Source organism: Streptomyces griseoluteus (assembly GCF_004784465.1).
Lineage (GTDB): Bacteria > Actinomycetota > Actinomycetes > Streptomycetales > Streptomycetaceae > Streptomyces > Streptomyces griseoluteus.
In genome coordinates this window covers 254072-275161 of the sequence record NZ_SRRU01000005.1, presented here as the reverse complement: position 1 = coordinate 275161, position 21090 = coordinate 254072, and the positions used below count along the sequence as shown (strand labels likewise).

General features: G+C 73.0%; 18 protein-coding genes and 1 pseudogene. 7 read left to right on the top strand and 12 right to left on the bottom strand.

The window, feature by feature from the left end; genetic code table 11:
* Window positions 1–64: 64 nt before the first annotated feature.
* Together E5082_RS15955 and purU are read left to right on the top strand one after the other, a co-directional pair.
* The gene (locus E5082_RS15955; RefSeq protein WP_135791907.1) at window positions 65–565 is read left to right on the top strand and encodes an SCO4402 family protein; all 501 of its coding nucleotides are present in this window, start codon (window positions 65–67) and stop codon (window positions 563–565) included.
* A 70-nt stretch (window positions 566–635) separates the two neighbouring features.
* Window positions 636–1529, top strand: coding sequence for a formyltetrahydrofolate deformylase (gene purU / locus E5082_RS15950; protein WP_135791906.1), 894 nt, complete (start codon window positions 636–638; stop codon window positions 1527–1529).
* A gap of 62 nt (window positions 1530–1591) precedes the next feature.
* Here the strand turns inward: purU and E5082_RS15945 are convergent, their stop codons facing one another.
* Window positions 1592–2782 carry a maleylpyruvate isomerase N-terminal domain-containing protein gene (locus E5082_RS15945; RefSeq protein ID WP_135791905.1) on the bottom strand — a complete coding sequence of 397 codons (1191 nt, stop codon included), beginning with the start codon at window positions 2780–2782 and terminating at the stop codon, window positions 1592–1594.
* On the bottom strand, window positions 2779–3351 hold the full coding sequence (locus E5082_RS32950; protein ID WP_135791904.1) for an RNA polymerase sigma factor: 573 nt from the start codon (window positions 3349–3351) through the stop codon (window positions 2779–2781). Before E5082_RS32950 ends, E5082_RS15945 begins: the two co-directional genes overlap by 4 nt.
* Window positions 3352–3689: 338 nt before the next feature.
* Between E5082_RS32950 and E5082_RS15935 the strand changes: the two genes are divergently transcribed.
* Window positions 3690–4070: an STAS domain-containing protein gene (locus E5082_RS15935; protein ID WP_135791903.1), complete on the top strand. Its 381-nt coding sequence runs from the start codon at window positions 3690–3692 to the stop codon at window positions 4068–4070.
* A gap of 500 nt (window positions 4071–4570) precedes the next feature.
* Entirely contained in the window at window positions 4571–5065 is a 495-nt protein-coding gene (locus E5082_RS15925) for an ATP-binding protein (RefSeq protein WP_167514071.1), read from the top strand.
* A 257-nt stretch (window positions 5066–5322) separates the two neighbouring features.
* On the opposite strand, the gene E5082_RS15920 is transcribed toward E5082_RS15925, so the two are convergent.
* Window positions 5323–6342, bottom strand: a complete 1020-nt coding sequence (locus E5082_RS15920) for a GlxA family transcriptional regulator (protein WP_135791900.1) — start codon at window positions 6340–6342, stop codon at window positions 5323–5325.
* A gap of 71 nt (window positions 6343–6413) precedes the next feature.
* Between E5082_RS15920 and E5082_RS15915 the strand changes: the two genes are divergently transcribed.
* On the top strand, window positions 6414–7709 hold the full coding sequence (locus E5082_RS15915; protein WP_135791899.1) for an MFS transporter: 1296 nt from the start codon (window positions 6414–6416) through the stop codon (window positions 7707–7709).
* An 8-nt stretch (window positions 7710–7717) separates the two neighbouring features.
* Here the strand turns inward: E5082_RS15915 and E5082_RS15910 are convergent, their stop codons facing one another.
* The 3 genes from E5082_RS15910 to E5082_RS15900 all read right to left on the bottom strand — a co-directional run bounded on the left by E5082_RS15910 (window position 7718) and on the right by E5082_RS15900 (window position 10531).
* Window positions 7718–8896, bottom strand: a complete 1179-nt coding sequence (locus E5082_RS15910; RefSeq protein ID WP_135791898.1) for a flavin-containing monooxygenase — start codon at window positions 8894–8896, stop codon at window positions 7718–7720.
* 228 nt (window positions 8897–9124) lie between these two features.
* On the bottom strand, window positions 9125–9793 hold the full coding sequence (locus tag E5082_RS15905; RefSeq protein WP_135791897.1) for a pyridoxine/pyridoxamine 5'-phosphate oxidase: 669 nt from the start codon (window positions 9791–9793) through the stop codon (window positions 9125–9127).
* A gap of 102 nt (window positions 9794–9895) precedes the next feature.
* Window positions 9896–10531: a TetR family transcriptional regulator gene (locus E5082_RS15900; protein ID WP_135792128.1), complete on the bottom strand. Its 636-nt coding sequence runs from the start codon at window positions 10529–10531 to the stop codon at window positions 9896–9898.
* A 135-nt stretch (window positions 10532–10666) separates the two neighbouring features.
* On the opposite strand from E5082_RS15900, the gene kbpA reads away from it, so the two are divergent.
* Window positions 10667–11395 carry an AfsK-binding protein KbpA gene (gene kbpA, locus E5082_RS15895; protein ID WP_167514070.1) on the top strand — a complete coding sequence of 243 codons (729 nt, stop codon included), beginning with the start codon at window positions 10667–10669 and terminating at the stop codon, window positions 11393–11395.
* Window positions 11396–11587: 192 nt separating this feature from the next.
* Window positions 11588–13941 (top strand): annotated as a pseudogene (afsK, locus tag E5082_RS15890) (protein serine/threonine kinase AfsK).
* Between the two features lie 123 nt (window positions 13942–14064).
* Here afsK and E5082_RS15885 read toward each other — a convergent pair.
* From E5082_RS15885 to E5082_RS15855, 6 genes are all read right to left on the bottom strand, one after another.
* Window positions 14065–14256 carry a hypothetical protein gene (locus E5082_RS15885; RefSeq protein ID WP_135791896.1) on the bottom strand — a complete coding sequence of 64 codons (192 nt, stop codon included), beginning with the start codon at window positions 14254–14256 and terminating at the stop codon, window positions 14065–14067.
* Window positions 14257–14480: 224 nt separating this feature from the next.
* On the bottom strand, window positions 14481–17420 hold the full coding sequence (afsR, locus tag E5082_RS15880; RefSeq protein WP_135791895.1) for an SARP-family global regulator AfsR: 2940 nt from the start codon (window positions 17418–17420) through the stop codon (window positions 14481–14483).
* Window positions 17421–17721: 301 nt separating this feature from the next.
* Window positions 17722–18504, bottom strand: a complete 783-nt coding sequence (locus E5082_RS15870) for an ABC transporter permease (RefSeq protein WP_135791894.1) — start codon at window positions 18502–18504, stop codon at window positions 17722–17724.
* On the bottom strand, window positions 18501–19511 hold the full coding sequence (locus tag E5082_RS15865; protein ID WP_135792126.1) for an ATP-binding cassette domain-containing protein: 1011 nt from the start codon (window positions 19509–19511) through the stop codon (window positions 18501–18503). The genes E5082_RS15870 and E5082_RS15865 overlap by 4 nt, the downstream gene beginning before the upstream one ends.
* 57 nt (window positions 19512–19568) lie before the next feature.
* On the bottom strand, window positions 19569–20411 hold the full coding sequence (locus E5082_RS15860) for a DUF4097 family beta strand repeat-containing protein (RefSeq protein ID WP_135791893.1): 843 nt from the start codon (window positions 20409–20411) through the stop codon (window positions 19569–19571).
* A gap of 89 nt (window positions 20412–20500) precedes the next feature.
* Entirely contained in the window at window positions 20501–21004 is a 504-nt protein-coding gene (locus E5082_RS15855; RefSeq protein ID WP_135791892.1) for a toxin-antitoxin system HicB family antitoxin, read from the bottom strand.
* Window positions 21005–21090: the final 86 nt, after the last annotated feature.

The window sequence follows — 21090 nt, the reverse complement described above, 5'->3', positions numbered from 1 at the left end:
GTGGGTGACACGACGGTGAACACCGGGGGCGGATGTTGCCGATGTTGTGGGGAACGTACGATCGATGACCGTGCAAGGTTCGGAGAACTCTTCCCGTCGCGGCCGTCGCTCCTCCACCATGGGCGGCATGCCGCTTAACGACATGCCGTGGTGGCGCTGGCGCAGCAACGTGCGCTCCGCGCTGCACATGCTCTCCGACCCGGCCTTCCAGCGCGACGTCTGGCTCGCGGGCGTGGAGGGGTACGGGGACGTCACCGACGCGGTCTACCGGCTGGTCGAGGACACCTGGCTGGACAACTGGTCGGCCGAGAAATACGTCGGCACCATCTTCCGGGACTCGCAGGAGGCGGCGCTGGTGGACACCGCCGTGCTGCGGGTGCTGCGGATCATGCACCAGGTCGGCCCGGACGCCCCGGTCGCCGTCTACCTGGAGCACCCGCAGTGGCCGGAGGCGGTACGGGCCGCCCAGGACGCCCATCTGCGCCTCGCCGCCAGCGACGGCGACGACCCGGCGGCGGCCCCGCGCAGCCTGGAGGCGCTGCGCATCCTGACCACCGCCGTCTGAGGACCCGCCCGGCGTCCGGCTGACGGACACGGGCCCCGGCCGGGCTGCCCGGCGTGAGATCGTGTAGTGCATGAACGAGCAGCCCAGCCGAGCCGCCGCCACGGCCGACACCCTGGCGGACCAGTACGTCCTCACCCTCTCCTGCCCGGACAAAAAGGGCATCGTGCACGCCGTGTCGAGCTACCTCTTCATGACCGGCTGCAACATCGAGGACAGCCAGCAGTTCGGCGATCACGACACGGGTCTGTTCTTCATGCGCGTCCACTTCTCGGCGGAGGCCCACGTCACGCTGGAGAAGCTGCGGGCGAGCTTCGCCGCGATCGGTGACTCCTTCCACATGGACTGGCAGATCAGCCGGGGCGACCAGAAGATGCGGATCGTGCTGATGGTCAGCAAGTTCGGGCACTGCCTGAACGACCTGCTGTTCCGGGCCGGCACCGGGGCGCTGCCGGTGGAGATCGCGGCCGTGGTGTCCAACCACACGGACTTCGAGGAGCTGGTGGGGTCGTACAACATCCCCTTCCACCACATCCCGGTGACGCGGGACACCAAGGCGCAGGCGGAGGCGCGGCTGCTGGAGCTGGTGCGGGAGGAGGGGGTCGAGCTGGTGGTTCTCGCGCGGTACATGCAGGTGCTGTCGGACGATCTCTGCAAGGCGCTCAGCGGACGGATCATCAACATCCACCACTCGTTCCTGCCCAGCTTCAAGGGGGCGAAGCCTTACCACCAGGCCCATGAGCGGGGAGTGAAGCTGATCGGGGCCACCGCGCACTACGTGACCGCGGATCTCGACGAGGGGCCGATCATCGAGCAGGAGGTCGAGCGGGTGGGGCATGAGCTGCGGCCCGACCAGCTGGTGGCCATCGGGCGGGACGTGGAGTGTCAGGCGTTGGCCCGGGCGGTGAAGTGGCATGCGGAGCGGAGGATTCTGCTCAACGGGCGCCGGACCGTCGTGTTCGCGTAGCCGAGTTGGCGGGTGCGGGTTCGTTGTGGCTTGTCGCGCAGTTCCCCGCGCCCCTGGGTCCCTTACATCCGGCTCAGTGACGCTGTCGCCGTCAGGACGTCCCTGATCGCTTCCCTGTCGCCCCTCTGGCCCGCTGTCGTTTCCTCGGGAGTCAGGTGGCCTGCTGCCAGGCGGCAGAATTCGACTCCGTCCAGGGCCACGTGAGCCACCTCGTGTTCGGGGATCGGGTCGGCGGGGGAGTCCAGGGGGATCAGCCATTGGCCGCCTGCCGCGCCCTCGATCTCCAGGCGGAGGCTGCGGCCGGGGGTGGTGGGCGGGGAGGTGCCGCGGTGGGCGGCCACTGCCAACGGGAGCATGCGGGCCGCCAGTTCGATCATGCGGCTCAAGTGCCGTGGGGCGGGCGGCTCGTAGGGGTAGTCCACCGCCTTGGCGATGTCGTCCGCGTGCACCCAGCACTCGAAGGCGCGGTCCACCATCGCGTCCCGCAGGGGCAGCGTGAAGTCGCCGTAGCTCACCGGGAATCCGCCCGCGCCGCCGGTGAAGGACACCGTGCGCAGCAGTTGGTGGCTCTGGTCCCGCCAGCGGGCGCGTACCGCGCGGGTCTGCGGGAAGTGCGAGGCACGCCAGAACGCCTCGGTCCGGCCCGCTGGCCCGGCCGCGCCCCGTACGTCCGGTTCCGCCTTGGCGACGGTGTCGGTCAGCGGGTCCTCCAGGCCGAGCGCGGTCGCCACCATCCCGTCGACCGACAGCAGGTGCGCGATCACTCCGGCGACCGTCGTCCGGCGGGTCGCGGGCACGCCCGACTCGAACCAGCGCAGCCGTACCGGTGTGTGCCACTCGGCGTCGCCGAAGTCCCGCAGCAGCGCGTCGAGGCGGGCGGTCTCCGCGTCGTACGAGGCCGCCCAGTCGGGGACCGGGACGCGCGGCGGGCGGCGGCGCAGGCAGTTCTCCAGTACCCGGTTGCGCAGGGTGGGGTCGACCTCCAGGCTCTCCGGGCGGTGCAGCAGGCCGACCGCCTCGCGCAGGCGTCGCGCCTCGTCGGCGCAGGCGCCGCACTCGCCGAGGTGCTCCTCCACCGCGTCCGTCTCCGCCGTCGAGCAGGCGGCCAGCGCCCAGGCGCCGAGCAGGGAGCGCAGCACCTCGTGCGGGAGGTCGAGCCGCTCGGGTCCGGCGGGGGAGCGGGGCGGGGGCACGGGCTCGGCCGCCCCGTCCGCAGGTCCGTCCGGCGCCGTGAGGCGGTGCGGGTCGGTCACCGGGCACCCCCGAGTCCCGGCGGCGCCCCCATGTCGTGGGCGGTGGAGAGCAGTTGCAGACCGAGGCGGAGCCGGCGGCGCGCCTCGTCCTCGGTGACGCCGAGGTCGGTGGCGGCCTGGCGGTAGTCGCGCCGCTGGAAGTAGGCGAGTTCCAGCGCGGCCCGCAGCGGGTGCGGCATCGAGTGGACGATGTAGTCGGCGCGGGCGGCGACGGAGGCGTGCCGCACCCGGCTCTCCAGCGCGGCCAGTTCCGCCGGGGAGTCGCCGGCGAGCGCGGCCGTCTCGCTCTCGCGCAGCTTCTGTACGGCCAGCCGCTGGGTCGTCGCGGCGATCCAGGTACGCAGAGGTCCCTGCCGGTGGTCGTAGGTGTCGGGGTGCTCCCAGACATGGGCGAAGACGTCGCGGGTGACGGCGGCGGCGGCCGTGTCGTCGCTCAGCACGCGGTGCGCGAGGCCCTGCACCAGGGAGGCGAACCGGTCGTACAGCTCGCCCAGGGCGGCGGCCTCACCGCGCGCGAGCCGCTGCTGCATCGTGCGGTCCCAGCGGGGCGGTACGTCCTTGGCGGGCATGCGGTTCCTCCCCTCGCCGTCTCCAGGATGTGCCCGGCGACCCCTCGAATGTAGTCGGCACGTCCGACGGTGCACGCCCCTTTGTGTCAATGCGCGCCCCTGGCAGCGCCGCAGGTGATAGGGGTCTCTTCACGCCGTCTTCACTTATCTCGGGCCCACCTTCGATCGAAGTACGATCGAACCCGATCGACAGTGACCGAAACAAGCCCTCTGTCGATCCCTCCGCGGTTTGCGGTTCCGTGTTTCAGGGAAACGGCCGCTGGGCAGCCGCGCGGAAAGAACCGAAGGAACTGCTTCCATTTCCGGGTGGTTCCGCAAGATCCGCCGAGCGGAGAGGTGTGGCCGTGGCTTTCGAAGTGACCGGCACCGAACGGGGCGAGTGGACCGTGCTCCAGGTGGCCGGCGAACTGGACCTGGTGACCTCGCCCGTGCTGCGGCAGCGGGTGCACGACGTGGTCGCCGAGGGGAACCACAGCCTGGTCCTCGATCTCTCCGAGGTCTTCTTCTGCGACTCCAGCGGGGTCGGTGTGCTCATCGCGGTCCGCCGGCTGATCCGCTCCTGCCAGGGCAGGCTGCGGCTGATCCTGCCCGACCGGGGCGCGGAGGACGGCTCGCACGTGAACCGCGTCCTCGGCGCGCTCGGGGTGCGCCGCCTCTTCGACGTGCGCCCGGACGTCGAGTCCGCCACCGCCGACGAGGCGGGATCGCTGTCGGCCTGAGCGCCGTCGCCGCCGAGGTGAGCGCCCTCGGTGCCACGATTCATGGCCATGGATGTCGCGGATCGTGGCGAAAACAGGTCACGCAGCGTGGAAGTGAATCCCGTACTCCGACTGTGACTCGTCACGGCCCGGAGTCGGACGCCCCCTCGGGTACCTTGGGTCGAATGCGAGTGACCGCGACCGCGAGTGCCCCCGGCAGGGCCCCGCGCGCCGCCTGTTCGACTTCCCGGCGTATGCGTCGCACAGTATGCCGCACGAGTACTCCTTCGCGCGGGAATATGCCCGAAGCGCTTGTTGGGGTGACTGTACGTCAACCATGCTGTCTTCTAAGGGAATCACGTTCCGTAACGCTTGCTCTGGCCGTTGTTCTGGCCATGCAGAAAATGGCTACGATCGTGGCCCTCGTCGTGCGGTTCGTCGCGGTTCGCACCGCGGCGGCGGGTCGTCGTGCGGTCATGTGTCCGCCGGTTCGGATGGTGTGAGCGGTGCAGGTGCTTCAAGTGACGCTGGAGATCCGGCCCGACCCCGAAGAGGTGGGGCGGGCGAGGAAGTGGGCGCGGTCGCGGCTCGCCGGGCTGGGCATAGCGGCCGACGAGCCGCTGGCCGAGACGCTGATCCTGCTCGTCTCCGAGCTGGTGACCAACGCGGTGGTGCACACCGGCCGCCCGGCGCTGCTGCGGCTGTCGCTGCCCGGCGGCCCGCCGCCCGTGACGCCCGCCGGGGCGGAGCCCGCCGCCTCGGTGACGGTACGGCTGGAGGTGGCCGACGCCAGCTCACGCGCGCCCGTGCCGCGCTGTGCCGGGCGCGAGGCCACCGGCGGCCGGGGTCTGGCCCTCGTCGACTGTCTCGCCGACCGCTGGGGCTGGAGCCCCGAGGGCGCGGGCAAGAGCATCTGGTGCGAACTGGACCGATGCTCCCAGCCCCGTGAGGGCGCGACACCGGCGTGCGGGGTCCAGCCGGCGGCCTACGAGGACCTCCTCTCCGAAGCGTTCTAGCCGAGTTCGCCCGTCTCGAGGGGGGCGTGCGCCGGGTGTGCTTCCGTGCGCGCCCGGCGTGAAGTGGGCATAGGGCATGAATCGCCGTACCGGTGTTGACGGGTGGTACGCGCGTTGCGGAGGCTTGGGGACGGCGATTCGCCGCGAGGGGACGGCGAGGGCACGCGGGGGTGAGTCCTCGTCGAGTGTGGGTCGCACCGGCCGGTGGTGACGGGGGCAAGGGGGGGGCGCGCCGCCGGCCGGTCCGCCGCCCGCACTCATCCCGCCCCGGCGGCGGCTCCCGCGCGGAAGGTGCGCCGGTAGGCGGTCGGTGTCACACCCAGCGCCTGCTGGAGATGCTGGCGCATCGACTGCGCCGTGCCGAACCCCGCGTCCCGTGCGACCTGGTCGACCGAGAGGTCCGTCGACTCCAGCAACTGCCGGGCCAGCTCGACCCGTTGTGCGGTGAGCCACTGCCCCGGACTCACCCCGACCTCCTCGCGGAAGCGCCGGGTGAAGGTCCGTACCGACATCGCCTCCCGCTCGGCGAGGTCCCGCAGCTGGAGCGGTTCGTGCAGCCGGCCGAGCGCCCAGGCACGGGCGGCCGTGGTGGTGGCCAACTGCGGTTCGGGCAGCGGGCGGTGTATGTACTGCGCCTGGCCGCCGTCGCGGTGCGGGGGTACGACCATGCGGCGGGCCACGTCGTTGGCGACCGCCGTGCCGTGGTCGCGGCGCACCATGTGCAGGCACAGGTCGATCCCGGCCGCGACGCCCGCCGAGGTGAGCACGTCGCCGTCGTCGATGAACAGCACGTCGGCGTCCACCCGGACCTCGGGGAACAGCTCCTGGAACCGGTCGGCGTGGGACCAGTGGGTGGTCGCCGGGCGCCCGTCCAGCAGGCCGGCGGCGGCGAGGACGTACCCCCCGACGCAGATCGAGGCGAAGCGGGTGCCGGGGCGGACGCGGGCCAGGGCGGCGGCGAGTTCGGGGGTGAGCCGTCCCTCCTCGAAGACCGGGCCGAGTTCGTAGGACGCCGGGACGATCACCGTGTCCGCCGTCGCCAGCGCCTCCGGGCCGTGCGGTACGTCCACCGCGAAGTCGGCGGCGGTCTCGACCGGGCCGGGTGGCCGGATCGAGCAGGTCACCACCTCGTACAGCGGTCTGCCCCGGGCGTCGGCCGGGCGGCCGAAGATGCGGTGGGGGATGCCGAGTTCGAAGGGGAGCAGGCCGTCCATGGCGAGGACGGCGACGCGGTGCGGGCGGAACTCGCCGTCCACCGGCGGGGTCTCAGCGGTCATGGCCCGATCCTAGCGAACACTGTCCTTCGGGCCACTCGCTGCGTCCGGCCGGGGCCGGAACTCTGGAGCACGTGACTCAGACCCGTCCCGCACCCGCCCCCGTCCAGGACGCACCGCGCCGCCGGCGTGTGCACCGCGCCTGGTTCGTCGCCGCCGTCACCTTCGTCACGATCATCGGCGCGGCCGCCTTCCGGTCGCTGCCCGGCCTGCTGATCGACCCGCTGCACGCGGAGTTCGGCTGGTCGCGCGGCACCATCGGCGCGGCCGTCTCCGTCAACCTCGCGCTCTACGGGCTCACCGCGCCGTTCGCCGCCGCGCTGATGGACCGGTTCGGCATCCGCCGGGTCGTCACCGTCGCGCTGACCGTGATCGCGCTCGGCGCCGGGCTGACCGTGTGGATGACGGCACCCTGGCAACTCATACTCTGCTGGGGCCTGTTCGTCGGGCTGGGCTCGGGGTCGATGGCGCTGGCGTTCGCCGCGACCGTCACCGGGCGCTGGTTCACGTCGCGGCGCGGGCTGGTCAGCGGCATCCTGACCGCCGCGTCCGCCTCCGGCCAGCTCATCTTCCTGCCCCTGCTGTCCTGGATCGTGGAGCACCACCACTGGCGCCCGGCCGCCGTCACGGTCGCGCTGGCCGCCCTCGCCGTCGTCCCGTTCGTCTGGCTGCTGCTGCGCGACCATCCGGCCGACGTGGGCCTGAAGCCGTACGGAGCCACCGAGTTCGTGCCCAAGCCGCCGCCGGTGACGGGGGCCGCGCGGCGCGCGCTCACCGTGCTGGCCTCCGCCGTGCGGACGGGGCAGTTCTGGCTGCTCGCGGGCAGCTTCGCCATCTGCGGGGCGTCCACCAACGGGCTGATCCAGACCCACTTCGTGCCCGCCGCCCACGACCACGGGATGCCGGTACCGGCGGCGGCCTCGCTGCTCGCGGTGATCGGGGTGTTCGACGTGCTCGGCACGATCGCCTCCGGCTGGTTCACCGACCGCTTCGACTCCCGGCGGCTGCTCGCCGTCTACTACGCGCTGCGCGGCATCTCGCTGCTGTTCCTGCCGATGCTGCTCGGGCCCGCCGTGCATCTGCCGATGGTGTTCTTCATCGTCTTCTACGGCCTGGACTGGGTCGCCACCGTCCCGCCCACCCTGGCGCTGTGCCGGGAGCGGTTCGGGGAGGACAGCGCGATCGTGTTCGGCTGGGTGCTGGCCTCGCACCAGATCGGCGCGGCCGTCATCGCCTGGCTCGGCGGCTTCGCCCGCGACGTCTTCGGCAGCTACGACATGGTCTGGTACGCGTCCGGGTCGCTGTGCGCGGCGGCGGCGCTGATGTCGCTGGTGATCCGGCGCCGGCCCCCGGTCGTGGCGGTCGCTTGAAAAGGTGCCTAACGCAGGTGCCGAGCAACCGACTTGGCGATCTTCTCCGCGTCGATCGCCAGTTCCCGGAACATGCCGCTGATGGGGTTGGTGAACCCGGTGAAGTACAGGCCGGGGGCGTCCTTGGGGGTGCGGGCGCCGTGGACGGTGGGGCGGCCGCGCTCGTCCAGTACGCCCAGGTGGCCCACCAGGGAGTCCAGTCCCCGGCTGTACCCGGTCGCCGCGATCACCGCGTCCGGCGCGATCCGGGTGCCGTCGGCGAGGGCCACCTTGCCGTCCTCGAACCCCTCGACGGCGGCGACGATCTCCACCTTGCCGGTGCGCACGGCGTCGATCAGACCGACGTCCTGCACGGGGATCGCGCCCTGCCGGACCCTGCTGTACAGCCCGGTCTCCGGACGCGGCAGGCCGTGCTCGGAGAGGTCAGGGGTGCTGAGGCGGGCCATGGGCCGGGCGAGCCGGTCCACCAGCCGCACCGGCAGCCGCCGCACCACGATGCCGGTGTACTGGGCCGCCCAGCCGGCCGTGGAGCGGCGCACGATGTGCGGCGCCGTCCGTACCGCCAGCCGCACCCGCGAGGCACCGCCCGCCACCAGGTCGACGGCGATCTCCGCCCCGGTGTTGCCGACCCCGACCACCAGCACGTCCCGGCCCTCGTACGGCTTGGGGTTCCGGTAGGACGAGGCGTGCAGCAGCTCGCCCTCGTAGCCCTCCGCGCCGGGCCACTCCGGCAGGCGCGGGGTGTGGTTGTGGCCGGTGGCGACCACCACGGCGGCACCGGTCAGCTCGCGGCCGCCGGAGGCGTGCAGCAGCCAGCCCGCGCCGTCCGAGGCCTTCTCCACCCGGAACACCTCGACGCCGGTGACGATCTCCAGCTGATGGTGCTCCGCGTACTTCTCCAGGTACCGGACCACGTCGTCCCGCGCCACCCACCGCCCGAACCTGCGCGGTATGGCGAGGCCCGGCAGCGCCGACAGCCGCCGGGTGGTGTGCAGCCGGAGCCGGTCGTAGTGCCGCCGCCAGGACGCCCCCACACGGTCGCTCTTCTCCAGCACCACCGCCCGCACCCCGCGCGCCCGCAGCGCGTACGCGACCGCCAGCCCGCCCGGACCCGCCCCGACGACATAGACGGGACGGTCGGCGGGGGTCGCGGAGAGGTCCGTGAACGAGAGACGCGAGTCGGCCATAGCGCGAGCGTATTCACCCACCCGATTGATGGGTCTCGGTCAAGACCGGAATCGGTTGCGGATTGATCACGGCTGTGTACGCCATGCGGACAGAACCCACCGGAACACCCACACCGCGAACCAAATCGCCATGTGTGTGGGGGAGTCGGGGACCGAGGACTGTCACATGGTGCGCCGGGACCGGCAGTTGACCGAACCGCGCGGGCGGTTCCGGCCGCCTGACGCCACTTACGGCCACAGCAGACGTCGTTCCCAGCCGAATTCCGTGCGGCGGTACTCCAGGCGGACGTGGCGGCGGTCGGGGTCGCCCTGGAAGAACTCCACCGAGCGGGGGTGGAGGCGGTAGAGGGTCCAGGTGGGGGCCGGGGTGGTGGGGTGCTCGCGGGCGTGGGACCAGGCGGCCTCGGAGGCTCGGCGCAGGTCGTCCAGGGAGTCCAGCTCCTCGCTCTGGCGGCCGGTGAGGGCGGCGGCCAGGGCGCCGGTGGAGCGGGCCTGGAGGTCGGCCCGGGCGGCCTCGGCGGGGGCGGCCGTGACCGGGCCCCGGACGCGGACCTGGCGGCCCAGCGCGGGCCAGTAGAAGGCGAGGGCGGCGTACGGGTGGGCGATCAGGTCGCGGCCCTTGCGGCTGGTGGAGTGGGTGCCGAAGGTCCAGCCGTCGGCGTCGGCGCCGTGCAGCAGCAGGACGCGCACGTCGGGACGGCCCTCCTCGTCCACCGTCGCCAGGGACATGGCGTGCGGCTCGGGCTGACCCGCCCGCGCCGCGTCGGCCAGCCAGGCGGTGAACAGGGGCAGCGGGGTCGGAGGAGCGGTGTCCGGGTCGAAGGGCCGCAGCTCCGTGGTGTCCGGGGACCAGACCTTCAGGGAGCGCAGCAGTCCGTCGAGTTCGTCGTGTGCCATGCGCCGAGTATCCGTCCCCGGACACGGCGACAGGCGGTGGTCCACGCCGAGGTGGACCACCGCCTGCCAGACAGGACTTGGGGCCGGTGCGAGTGCCGGTCGCTACTTCGTGGGCTTCTTGCCGGTGACTCCCAGATAGATCAGCAGTGCCAGGTTCGGTTTGATCTCGGCCTGCTTCACGCCCCAGGCGGTGAAGCCCTTCTGGTGGGCCGCGACCGAGGACAGCATGGTGACGAGGGAACCGGCGATCGCCGCCGGATTCACGTCCTTGTCCACCCGTCCCTTGGACTTCAGCTCGGTGATCGCCTCGGAGAGGGAGCCGTACACCGAGTTGAGAATCCGCATCCGCAGCTTGTTGAACCGCTTGTCGCCCTCGGCCGCCGCCAGGTCGACCACGCGCAGGATCGCGTCGTGCCGCCGGTAGAAGTCCAGGAAGCCGTCCACCAGGTCCTGCGCGGTCTGCCAGCCGGCCTTGCCGGTCCAGGTCCGGCCCGCCAGCAGCTCGGTCAGCTCGGCACTCTCGGCGGCCATCGAGTCGGCGATCTCCAGGACGGCGCCCTCGACGTCCGGGAAGTACTGGTAGAAGGTCGCGGGCGAGGTGCCCGCCTTCCGCGCGACATCGATGACCTTGACATCTCGGTACGGGGAGGAGCTGAGCATCTCGCTGAGGCAGTCGAGCAGCTTCTGCCGGGTCGCCTGCCCACGCCGGCCGGCCACCCGGCCGTCGACGGTACGCACTTGTCCTGTCATGCCGTCAGCTTACCGACGGGGGGCAGGAGCGCGATTCGGCCGACTGCAAATGGGGTGCGACCCCGGCTGAGGCGAGCTTTCCCTGGTCCTGCGGGGTGCGCGGGTCCCGGTTACTTTGACGACATGGCCGAAAACAGCGCATCGATGTACGGAGAGGGCACCCCCTGCTGGGTGGACGCCCAGCTCCCCGACGTCGAGGCGGGCAAGCGGTTCTACGGCGAGCTGTTCGGGTGGACCTTCGACGACGAGGACGCCCCCGGCGCCTCCGTCCGGGCCCGGCTGGACGGCGAACCGGTCGCCTCGCTCGCGCCCAAGACCGACGGCCGGATGCCCACCGTGTGGACGGTGTACTTCGCCACCCCGGACGCCCGCGCCCTGACCCGGAGAATCACCGATGCCGGGGGCCGCCTGATCTCCGGCCCCTTCGCCGTGGCCGACCTCGGCGCCGCCGCCCTGGTCACCGACCCCCAGGGCGCGGTGTTCGGGCTGTGGCAGTCCGGCGGCCACCGGGGCTTCGGACGGCGCCGCGAGCCGGGCGCCTTCGTGTGGACCGAGCTGTACACCCCTGAACCCGCCGCCGCGAACACCTTCTACGGCGACCTCTTCCACGAGGCCCTCTTCGGCTCCGGCGCCGAACCGGACTTCGGCCGCGCCCTGATCACCGACGTCTTCCCGGCCGAGATGCCCGCGCACTTCCTCGTGCACTTCCGCGTCGGCGACCTCGACGCCGCCCTCGCCACCGTCCGGCGGCTCGGCGGCCGGGTCCAGGTGCCGCCCTTCGACGCGTCGTACGGACGGGTGGCGGTCGTCACGGACAATCAAGGGGCGTCCTTCGCGCTGCTGACCCGGTGACGGGACGCCGCGGGGGCGGTGAAATGACGGGATAGGGCACGAGACACCCCGATTCGCCACCGGGTTCGCAACCGGCCGCCCGGCCAGGAAGAATCGGGGTGCGTGCCGCCAGGGCGGTGCGGTGGTGAGACGCTGCACTTCGGTCGCGTCCAAAGGCGGAAGACGCGGCTCGTACGGGGAGGTGGCAGGCAAGTGGTGGATCAGCTTACGCAGCACGATCCGCGGCGGATCGGGCCGTTCGAGGTGCTGGGCCGGCTGGGCGCCGGCGGCATGGGGCTGGTCTATCTGGCGCGCTCGGCGTCGGGGCGGCGGGTGGCCATCAAGACGGTCCGCACGGAGCTGGCCGAGGACCAGCTCTTCCGGGTCCGCTTCACCCGCGAGGTGGAGGCGGCCCGCGCGGTCTCCGGCTTCTACACGGCCGCCGTCGTCGACGCCGACCCGCGCGCGGCGGTGCCCTGGCTGGCCACCGCGTACGTCCCCGCGCCCTCGCTCGAGGAGATAGTGAACGAGTGCGGGCCGCTCCCGGCCCAGGCGGTGCGCTGGCTCGCGGCGGGCGTGGCCGAGGCGCTCCAGTCCATCCACGGCGCGGGCCTGGTCCACCGCGACCTGAAGCCGTCCAACGTGCTGGTGGTGGAGGACGGCCCCCGCGTCATCGACTTCGGCATCGCCTCCGGGGTGTCCAACACCCGGCTGACGATGACGAACGTCGCGGTCGGCACCCCCGCCTACATGTCTCCCGAGCAGGCCAAGGACTCCCGCAGCGTCACCGGCGCCAGCGACGTGTTCTCGCTCGGCTCCACCCTGGTCTTCGCCGCCACCGGACACCCTCCCTTCCACGGCGCCAACCCGGTCGAGACGGTGTTCATGCTGCTGCGCGAGGGCCCGGACATCACCGGGCTGCCCGACGAGCTGCGTCCGCTGATCGAGGCGTGCATGCAGATGGAGGCGCCCGGCAGACCCTCCCCGGCCGACCTCCAGGCCCAGCTCGCCCCGCATCTGTTCGGCTCCGGCTCGGACGACTCCGGCACCGCCTCCGCCTGGCTGCCGGAGAAGGCCGTCGCGCTCATCGAGTCCCGCCGGGGCGGCCGTCCGCCCGCCAAGCCCGCCCCGCTGCCGCCCGGCCCGCGCGGCGCCGGCCGCCCGGCCGTGCCCCCGCCGCCGTCCTACGACCCGGTCGTCCCGGCGCCCTCCCCGGCCCCCGTGCCGTCCGGCGGGCCCGGCACCGGGCCGGTGCGGCTGGCCGGTCTCGAGGTGCCGATCGGGCCCGGACCGCGCGTCGCCGACGCCCGTGCGGCCGCCGTGAAGGCGCCGCCGCCGGAGGCCGGTCTGGTGGCGAGCTGGTCCCGGCCGCGCGCCGGCGTCAACGGCGCCGACCCCGCCGTACCCCCGGTGCCGCCGCAGTTGCCGGAGACCTCGGCGGGCTGGCGGCCCTGGCGGTTCCGGATGTCCAACGACGTGTGGGGCACCCCGGCGGTCGACGGGGACCTGGTCTACGTCACCTCCTTCGAGGTGCACGCCCTGGACGTGGCCACCGGGCGGCGCCGCTTCAAGACGCGGGACGTGGCCTGGTCGATGGCGGTCGCGGACGGCCGTATCCACGCCTCCGACGGCCCCACCCTGTTCGCGCTGGACGCCCGCGAGGGCACCGACCTGTGGCGGCTGTCCACGGACGCCTGGGTGTACTCGCTCCACGCCGACCACGGCACGGTCGTCACCGGTACGCGCGGCGGCGGGGTGCAGGCGTGGGAGGCGGCGGCCGGGCGCAAGCTGTGGGAGATCTCCGGCTGCCAGACCGACTTCGAGTCGCCCGAGGCCGGCCCCGCCGTGCACGACGGCACGGTCTACGTCTGGCAGGACGCCCGGCTGCGCGCCCTGGAGGCCCGCACGGGCGACGAGCGCTGGTCCTACCCGATCGGCGCGCGGCGTCCTGCGGCGGTGTCCCCGTACGGGTGACCCCGGCGGCGGACGGCCATGTGTACGTCAGCGCGGGCAGCCGGGTCCTCGCCATCGAGGTGTCGACCGGCCGGGTGCGCTGGCACTTCGAGGCGCCTGCGGTGTTCCTGTCCCCGCCCGCCTTCGTGCCGGGCCCGGCGGTCACCGGCGGCGGGGTCTACCTCGCCGACTACCTCGGCACCGTCTACGCCCTGGACGCCACCGACGGCCGCGACCGCTGGCGCATCGCCACCGAGGCCCGCTCCTCGGTGGAACCGGTGCTGGTCGCGGCCGGGCACGTGCACGTCGGCAGCGGCAAGGGCCTGTACACGCTGGACGCGGTCACCGGCACGCCCAAGTGGCGCTTCCAGGCGGGCGGCGACGTGGTGGGCGCCCCCTCGGTCGCCGAGGGCCGCATCCACTTCGGCTCCACCGACCACCTGCTGTACACCCTCAAGGCCGACGACGGCCGGCTGCGCTGGAAGCTCGCCACCGGTGGCGAGATCACCGGCTCACCGGTCGTCAAGGACGGCGTGGTGTACGCGTGCAGCAAGGACCGGTGCGTGTACGCGCTGGACGCGGAGAAGGGCACCGGGACGGCCCGCACGGCCTGAGGGGCGCCCGGAGACACGGAAACGGCCGGGTCCCCCGACCCGGCCGTTCCGTGTTCCCGCGTGAGCCGCGGCGGCTCCCCCTCCGCTCCGCCGCGGCGCACGCCCCCCGTGCGTGTGGTCCGCCTAGCGCGGGTCGCCCACGGTGATGTGGCTCTCCAGCGTGGTGACGTCGTCCAGGTCGCCCTTGGCCGTCTTCTCGCCGGTGATGTGGCTCTCCTGCGGAGCGACCTCCGGGGCGGCCGCCGCAGTGGCGCCCCCACCCGTGATGTGGCTCTCCTGCGTGGTGACTTCGTCGGACTTCTTGACGTCGCTCATCGGCGTACTCCGTTGCTCTGAGGTGTGCTGTTGTGGCCGGGCCGCCCGGCCGCTCCCCCGAGGGCTTCCGGACGGACCCGGTCACAGCCGGCCACCGCGTGGGCGGCCGACGGCACTACCGATCCGCCCGCCCCCGTGACGACGAATCGGCTGTGAGAAGACTGCACGGGCACGATAAACGAACGATGAACGCCGGGTCCCGCGCATTTTCCGCGCGGCCGCCCTCAGCCGGTGGTCGCAGGTGACAGCAGTTCCCGCAGGGAGGCCGCCTCCGCCGAGCCCAGCCGGTCGTAGACGCTCAGCGCGTCCGTCCAGCAGGCGCGGGCCCGGTCCGTCTCGCCCAGCGCGTCCAGGGACTTGCCCAGCACGGTGAGGACGCCCGCCCGGCGCCAGTCGCCGCCCACGTGCAGCAGCACCGACAGGGACTGCTCGGCCAGCGCCGCGGCGGCCGCCGGGCGTTCGCCGAGCCGCACTTCGGCGAGCCGGAACAGCGTCATGCCCTCCCAGAGCCGCTGTCGGCTGTCCCGGAAGATGGTCAGCGCCTCGGACAGCCGCGCCTCCGCCTCCTCCGCGCGCCCCGACTCGGCGAGGGCCAGCCCGAGCGCGTAACTCCCGTTGGCAAGACGGACGGTGAGGCCCAGGTGCCGGTAGACGGCGACGCCGGACTCGGCCAGCTCCACCGCGCTGTCCACCCGGCCCATCGACAGGTGCACCCGCGACAGGTTGCACAGCGCGCTCGCCTCGCCCGGCAGGTTGCCGTCGGCGCGGTAGGCGGTGAGGGTGCGCTGGAGGTAGGTCTCGGCCTCGGCGTGCCGGCTGCGGTACGCGGCCACGATCCCGCGTTCGCTCGGGGCGTTGCAGTCGATCCACGGGTCCCCGGCCGCACCGGCCAGCTCCACGGCGCGCTCGGCCTCGGCCTCCGCCTCGTCGAACCGGCCCGCGTTGATGTGCACCTGGGCCAGCGTGGTGCGCGCCCGGCCCTCCACCAGCGCGTTCCCGGCCTCGGCCGCGGCGTCCCGGACGACGGTGGCCGCCGCTCCGAACTGGTGGGCGTTGGCGCCCGATTCGGCGAGGTCCTTGGCGACGATCAGCAGGTCCACCGCCCGCCGCAGGCTGCCCTGGGCCACCGACTGCCGTACACAGGCCAGCAGGCAGTCGGCCTCCGCGTACAGCCAGTCCAGGGCGTCCTGGTGCCCGGCGAAGGACAGCCCCTCGTGGTCGTAGGGGTGGAGGTGCTCCACGGTCCGGTCGCCGGGGCGCTCGATGGCGTACACCCGCGCGGCGGTGGCCAGGTAGAAGTCCAGCAGCCGGGAGAGCGCGGCGGCCCGCTCACCGGGCTCGTGCTCGTCCCGCTCGGCGCACGCTCGCGCGTAGAGCCGTACGAGGTCGTGGAAGCGGTAGCGGCCGGGGGCGGCCGACTCCAGCAGCGAGGTGTCGACCAGCGACTCCAGCAGGTCCTCGGTGTCCTCCGGGCCGAGGTCCAGCAGCGCGGCGGCGGCCGCCAGCGACAGGTCGGGGCCGTAGGCGAGGCCCAGCAGCCGGAACGCCCGCGCCTGGGCGGGTTCGAGCTGGCCGTAGCCCAGCTCGAAGGTGGCCTTGACCGCGAGATCGCCCGCCTGCAGCTCGTCCAGCCGGCGCCGCTCGTCGGCCAGCTTGGCCGCGAGCACCGACGTGGTCCAGGTGCGGCGGGCGGCGAGCCGGGAGGCGGCGATCCTGATGGCCAGCGGCAGGAACCCGCACGCGGCCACCACGTCCAGCGCGGCCTTCCTCTCGGCCGCGACCCGCTCCTCACCCACGATCTTGGTGAACAGCGCCAGCGCCTCCTCGGGCGACATCACGTCCAGGTCCACCAGATGCGCCCCGGCGAGCCCGACCATGCGCACCCGCGAGGTCACCAGCGCCGCGCACCCCTCGGTGCCCGGCAGCAGCGGTCTGACCTGCGCCGCGTCCTTGGCGTTGTCCAGCAGCACCAGCACCCGGCGCCCGTCCAGCACGGACCGGTACAGCGCGGCCCGCTCCTCCAGCGACTCCGGCACCGCCGAGTCCGCCGTGCCGAGCGCCCGCAGGAACGAGCCGAGCACGGTCTGCGGCTCGGCCGGGCGGGGGCCCGCCCCCTGGAGGTCCACGTAGAGCTGGCCGTCGGGGAAGGCGGCCCTGGCCCGGTGGGCGACGTGCACCGCGAGGGTGGTCTTGCCGACGCCGCCGATCCCGGCCAGCGCGGAGACCGCCATCACCCGGCCCTCCGCCTCCGAGGCCGACGCCAGCACGTCGCTCAGCTCGGTCACGAACGCCGACCGGCCGGTGAAGTCCGGCACCGAGGCGGGTAGTTGGGCGGGGCGTACGAGGACCACGGGAGGTTCCTCGGCGGCGGACGAGGGCTCCGCGAGCGCCGGGTCGGCCCGCAGGATGCGCTGCTGGAGGTCGCTGAGCCCCGGACGCGGGTCCACGCCCAGCTCATCGGCGAGCAGCCGCCGCGTGTCCGCGTACACCGCCAGCGCCTCCGCCTGCCGGCCGCTGCGGTACAGGGCCAGCATCAGCAGCTCGCGGAAGCGTTCGCGCAACGGGTGCTCGGCGGTCAGCGCGGTCAGCTCCGAGACGGCCTCGGCGTGACTGCCCTGCTCCAGGTCCATGTCCAGCCGCGATTCCAGGAGCCCGAGCCGCCACTCCTCCAGCCGCACCCGCTGGGCCTCCGCGTACGGGCCGGGCACGCCCGCCAGGGCCTCGCCGTCCCACAGCGCCAGCGCCCGGTTCAGCGCCTGGCGCGCCTCGCCCAACTCCCCCGCGCCGCGCGCCTTCTCGGCCTGTGCGGCGAGTTCCTGGGCGACGACGAGGTCCAGCGGGGCGAGGGTCCGGATGGCGTAGCCGCTGGACTCGCTGACCAGGACGCCGGGTTCCAGCACCTTGCGCAGCCGGGACGCGTAGGTCCGGACAGCCGCGAGCGCCCTGGGGGGCGGTTCGGTCCCCCAGAGCGCGTCGATCAGTTCGGCCGCCGTGGCGGTACGGCCCTCCCGCAGCAACAGAGCGGCGAGCAGGGCGCGTTGCTGCGGAGAGCCGGTGGGGACCGGCGCTTCCCCGCGCCAGGCCCGCACCGGCCCGAGTACGCCGAACCGCAGCACGGCGGAACCGGAGACCCGCTGCTCCGCCACCGGCGGCCCACCGTCCATGCGTTCGCCCCCAGGGGGTGTCTTGTCGATCATGACGGGCTCACGGCGTCTGGCACCGCGCCTCGCCGCGTTGTCGTCGGTCGCCGATGCTCCGCATCGACTCCCTCCTCCGCCTTGCGACGCACGGCACCAGACGCCGCTCCCTGATCCGCCCTGATCGACAAGACGCCCCCTAGGCAATCCAACTTCCGCAGCCAGTCTGCCTTCTGCACGCCGCTTGCGTCAGCCGTGCGAGACGCCGATCACAAGGCGGCGCGTGGGACTCCACAGAGTTTTTACACTCGACGCCGCCCTCGTGGGCTCAGTGCTTGGTGGTGCTGTTGAACAGCGAGCGGGACCAGAGGTAGCCGACCAGGGCGATCCCCGCACACCAGGCGAGCGAGATCCAGCCGTCGTTCCCGATCGCCGAACCGGTGAGCAGACCGCGCAGGGTCTCGATCATCGGGGTGAAGGGCTGGTGCTCGGCGAACCAGCGCAGCCCCGGCGACATCGACTCGGCCGGCACGAACGCGGAGCCCAGGAAGGGCAGGAACTGCACCAGCAGCGGCTTGTTGCTGGCGGACTCCACGGTCTTGGAGATCAGGCCGAGCGCCACCGACAGCCAGGTCACCGCGAACGCGACGGCCGCGAGGAACCCGGCCGCCGCCAGCCACTCCAGCGGGGTCGCGTCCGGCCGGAACCCGAGGGCGAGCGCCACCCCGATCACCAGGACCAGGCTGACCATCGTCTGGAGGACGCTGCCGATGACATGCCCGGTCATGAAGGACGAGCGGGTGATGTTCATGGTGCGGAAGCGGTTGATGATGCCCTCGGTCATGTCCGAGCAGACCGCGATCGAGGTCGACATCGCCCCGGCCGCCACCCCCATCACGACGACACCGGGGACCAGGTACTCCAGGTAGGCGTCCCGGCCGCCGCCCATCCCGCCGCCGATCGCGCCCCCGAAGGCGTACACGAACAGCAGCAGCATCAGGATCGGCAGCATGGAGCTGCCGAGCGAGACGGCCGGGTAGCGGACGGCGTGCTTGACGTTGCGCCGCAGCATCGTCGTCGAGTCGTGCACGGCGTGGGCGAGGGTGCTCATCGCTGGGTCTCCTTGACGGTCACGTCGGTGTCGGTGTCGATGTGGAGCGGGGTGCCGGTGGTGCCCTGGCCGGTGAGCGCGAGGAACACGTCGTCCAGGTCGGGGGTGTGCACGGAGAACCCGGCCGCCCGCACCCCGGCCGCGTCGAGCCGGTCCAGCAGGGCGCGCAGGGCGTCCAGACCGCCGTCGCCGGCCACCCGGAGGGCGAGGTTCTCGTCGTCCCGCGCGGCGCCGGGGAAGGCCGCCGCCGCGCGCTCGTACTCGTCGGGTCCGGTGAACCGCAGCCGCACGTGGGCGCCGGGGATACGGGCCTTCAGCTCGTCGGCGGTGCCCTCGGCGACGATCCGGCCGCCGTCGAGGACGGCGATCCGGTCGGCCAGCTGGTCGGCCTCCTCCAGGTACTGGGTGGTGAGGAAGACCGTGGTGCCGCCCGCGACCAGCGTGCGGACGGTGTCCCACATGGTGCGGCGGCTGCGCGGGTCGAGCCCGGTCGTCGGCTCGTCCAGGAAGATCACCTGCGGATCGCCGACCAGGGTCATGGCGAGGTCGAGCCTGCGCCGCATGCCGCCGGAGAAGGTCGCGGCCCGTTTGCCCGCCACGTCCGCGATGTCGAACCGCTCCAGCAACTCCCTGGTCCGGGACCGGCCTTCGCGCTTGCCGAGGCGGAGCAGGTCGGCCATGAGGAGGAGGTTCTCCTCGGCGGTGAGCAGATCGTCCAGCGCGGCGAACTGGCCGGTGACACCGATCGCGGAACGCACGCCGTCCGGTGCGGTGGTGATGTCGTGGCCCGCGATCCGGGCCTCGCCGCCGTCGGGGGCGACGAGGGTGGAGAGGATCTGGACGGTGGTGGTCTTCCCGGCGCCGTTCGGCCCGAGCAGGGCGAACACGGTCCCGGCGGGGATGCGCAGGTCGATGCCGTCCAGCACGGTCTTGTCGCCGTACGACTTGCGCAGGCCGGTGACGGAGACGGCGGGGGTTCCGGCGGCGGGCTTTCTGGGCGTGGGCATGACAGGCGAAGGCATGGGGCCCTCCTGAGGGCTGGAGTGGGAAGAGGGAGGCGGTGCTCAGGCGTGGGCGCGCAGGATGTCGATGTTGCCCCAGTTGGTGCGGGCGTGGATCTTGACCGTGTCCTCGGTGTGCTCCGGCGCCCCGGCGGAGGTGAGCGCGTTGCGCACCTGTCCGTGGGCGGAGCTGACGTCGAGCCAGGCGGCGGTGCCCTCGCGGACGCCGATCTCGATGGAGCCGTGCGCGGTCTCCAACTGGACCTCGCCCCGCGCCACTTCGGCGACGCGCAGGGGGCCGTTGCTCGTGGTGCCGGTGACGGACGCCTCGGTGCGGCCGATGTCGATGCCGCCGTTGGCTCCGCTGACGCGGAGATCCCCGGTGACGGCCGCGAGGACCGTGGCGCCGTTGGTGTTCTTCAGGACGGCGGGGCCGTCGATGGTGCCGACGCGGATGGTGCCGCTGCTGCTGGTGATCTCGGCGGCGCCGTCGACCCGGTCCACGGTGACCGAGCCGTGGGCCACGGTCAGCTTCAGCGGGCCGGTGGCGTCGAGGCGTACGTCGCCGGTGGAGGTCTTCACCCGGACCTCGCCCAGCCGGCCCTCGCCGAGCACCTGGGTCCAGGAGCCGGTGACCTCGGCGGAGGAGCCCGCGGGCAGGTGGACGGTGACGTCGACCAGACCGGAGGGGCCGATGAGCAGCCGCTCGCGGGTCCGGACGGTCAGGGCGCCGGCGGCGAAACCGACCTCGGTCTGCTCAGCGGCCCGCACGTCCTTGTCCCGCTCAGGGTCACGGGGCGCGACCTCGACCACGGTGTCCGGGCGGTCGCCGGCCGCGAGCCGGAGGGAACCGGCGCCGATGTGCGCGGTGACGGCGATGGGCTGAGGGGTGTCGAAAGAAGGCATGGCTGTCCCGTCCTCTTGGCTCGTCAGGTCGTCCCCGCAGGTGGGGGACGTGAAGGTGGGTGAGAAGTGGAGCGGTGGCGCGGGTGTGGCTAGCGCACCCAGCCCGTGAAGCTCTGGCCGATCGTGCGGGTCTTCTCCGCCGGGCGCGGCCGGCTGGTGCCGTCGACCGCCGCCGAGACGGCGCGCACCAGCCAGGCGTTGACCGACAGGCCCTCGCGGCCCGCCGCCTCCTCGGCGCGCGCCTTGAGGTGCGCCGGGAGCCGGAGGTTGACGCGGGCGGTGCCGCCCTCGTCGGCCTCGGGGACCGGCTGGGGCGCGACTTGGGCCGCTTCCACGGGAGCGGACTCGGCCGGGGGTGTGGTGACGACGAACTCGGGGTCCAGACCGCGCAGCCGTACGTCGACCGAGCCGGGGGCCAGCTCGCGGGTGATCTCGTCCATCGCGGCGGAGAGCACATGGAGCATGGTCAGGCGGGTCGCCGACTCCAGCGGAGCGGTGAGCCGCTCGGCCAGCTCGCGCGCCTCCTCGCCGCCGGCCTCGGCGGCCACCGCGAGTTCCCGGCGGAGAGTGTCGACATACGGGGTGAGGTCCATGGCGTTAGCTTGGCACCATTGTGGCGCCATGGCAACCCCTATTGGCACCACATGGCACCGAGTGGTGTCACGTGGTGCCATGCATG

What these genes read in the sequence shown, in the direction of transcription:
- E5082_RS15955 (WP_135791907.1), top strand. Translation starts at nt 65, where the DNA reads ATGACCGTGCAAGGTTCGGAGAACTCTTCCCGTCGCGGCCGTCGCTCC.
- purU (WP_135791906.1), top strand. Translation starts at nt 636, where the DNA reads ATGAACGAGCAGCCCAGCCGAGCCGCCGCCACGGCCGACACCCTGGCG.
- E5082_RS32950 (WP_135791904.1), bottom strand. Translation starts at nt 3,351, where the DNA reads ATGCCCGCCAAGGACGTACCGCCCCGCTGGGACCGCACGATGCAGCAG.
- E5082_RS15920 (WP_135791900.1), bottom strand. Translation starts at nt 6,342, where the DNA reads ATGACCGCTGAGACCCCGCCGGTGGACGGCGAGTTCCGCCCGCACCGC.
- E5082_RS15910 (WP_135791898.1), bottom strand. Translation starts at nt 8,896, where the DNA reads ATGGCCGACTCGCGTCTCTCGTTCACGGACCTCTCCGCGACCCCCGCC.
- E5082_RS15905 (WP_135791897.1), bottom strand. Translation starts at nt 9,793, where the DNA reads ATGGCACACGACGAACTCGACGGACTGCTGCGCTCCCTGAAGGTCTGG.
- kbpA (WP_167514070.1), top strand. Translation starts at nt 10,667, where the DNA reads ATGGCCGAAAACAGCGCATCGATGTACGGAGAGGGCACCCCCTGCTGG.
- E5082_RS15885 (WP_135791896.1), bottom strand. Translation starts at nt 14,256, where the DNA reads ATGAGCGACGTCAAGAAGTCCGACGAAGTCACCACGCAGGAGAGCCAC.
- afsR (WP_135791895.1), bottom strand. Translation starts at nt 17,420, where the DNA reads ATGGACGGTGGGCCGCCGGTGGCGGAGCAGCGGGTCTCCGGTTCCGCC.
- E5082_RS15870 (WP_135791894.1), bottom strand. Translation starts at nt 18,504, where the DNA reads ATGAGCACCCTCGCCCACGCCGTGCACGACTCGACGACGATGCTGCGG.
- E5082_RS15865 (WP_135792126.1), bottom strand. Translation starts at nt 19,511, where the DNA reads ATGCCCACGCCCAGAAAGCCCGCCGCCGGAACCCCCGCCGTCTCCGTC.
- E5082_RS15860 (WP_135791893.1), bottom strand. Translation starts at nt 20,411, where the DNA reads ATGCCTTCTTTCGACACCCCTCAGCCCATCGCCGTCACCGCGCACATC.
- E5082_RS15855 (WP_135791892.1), bottom strand. Translation starts at nt 21,004, where the DNA reads ATGGACCTCACCCCGTATGTCGACACTCTCCGCCGGGAACTCGCGGTG.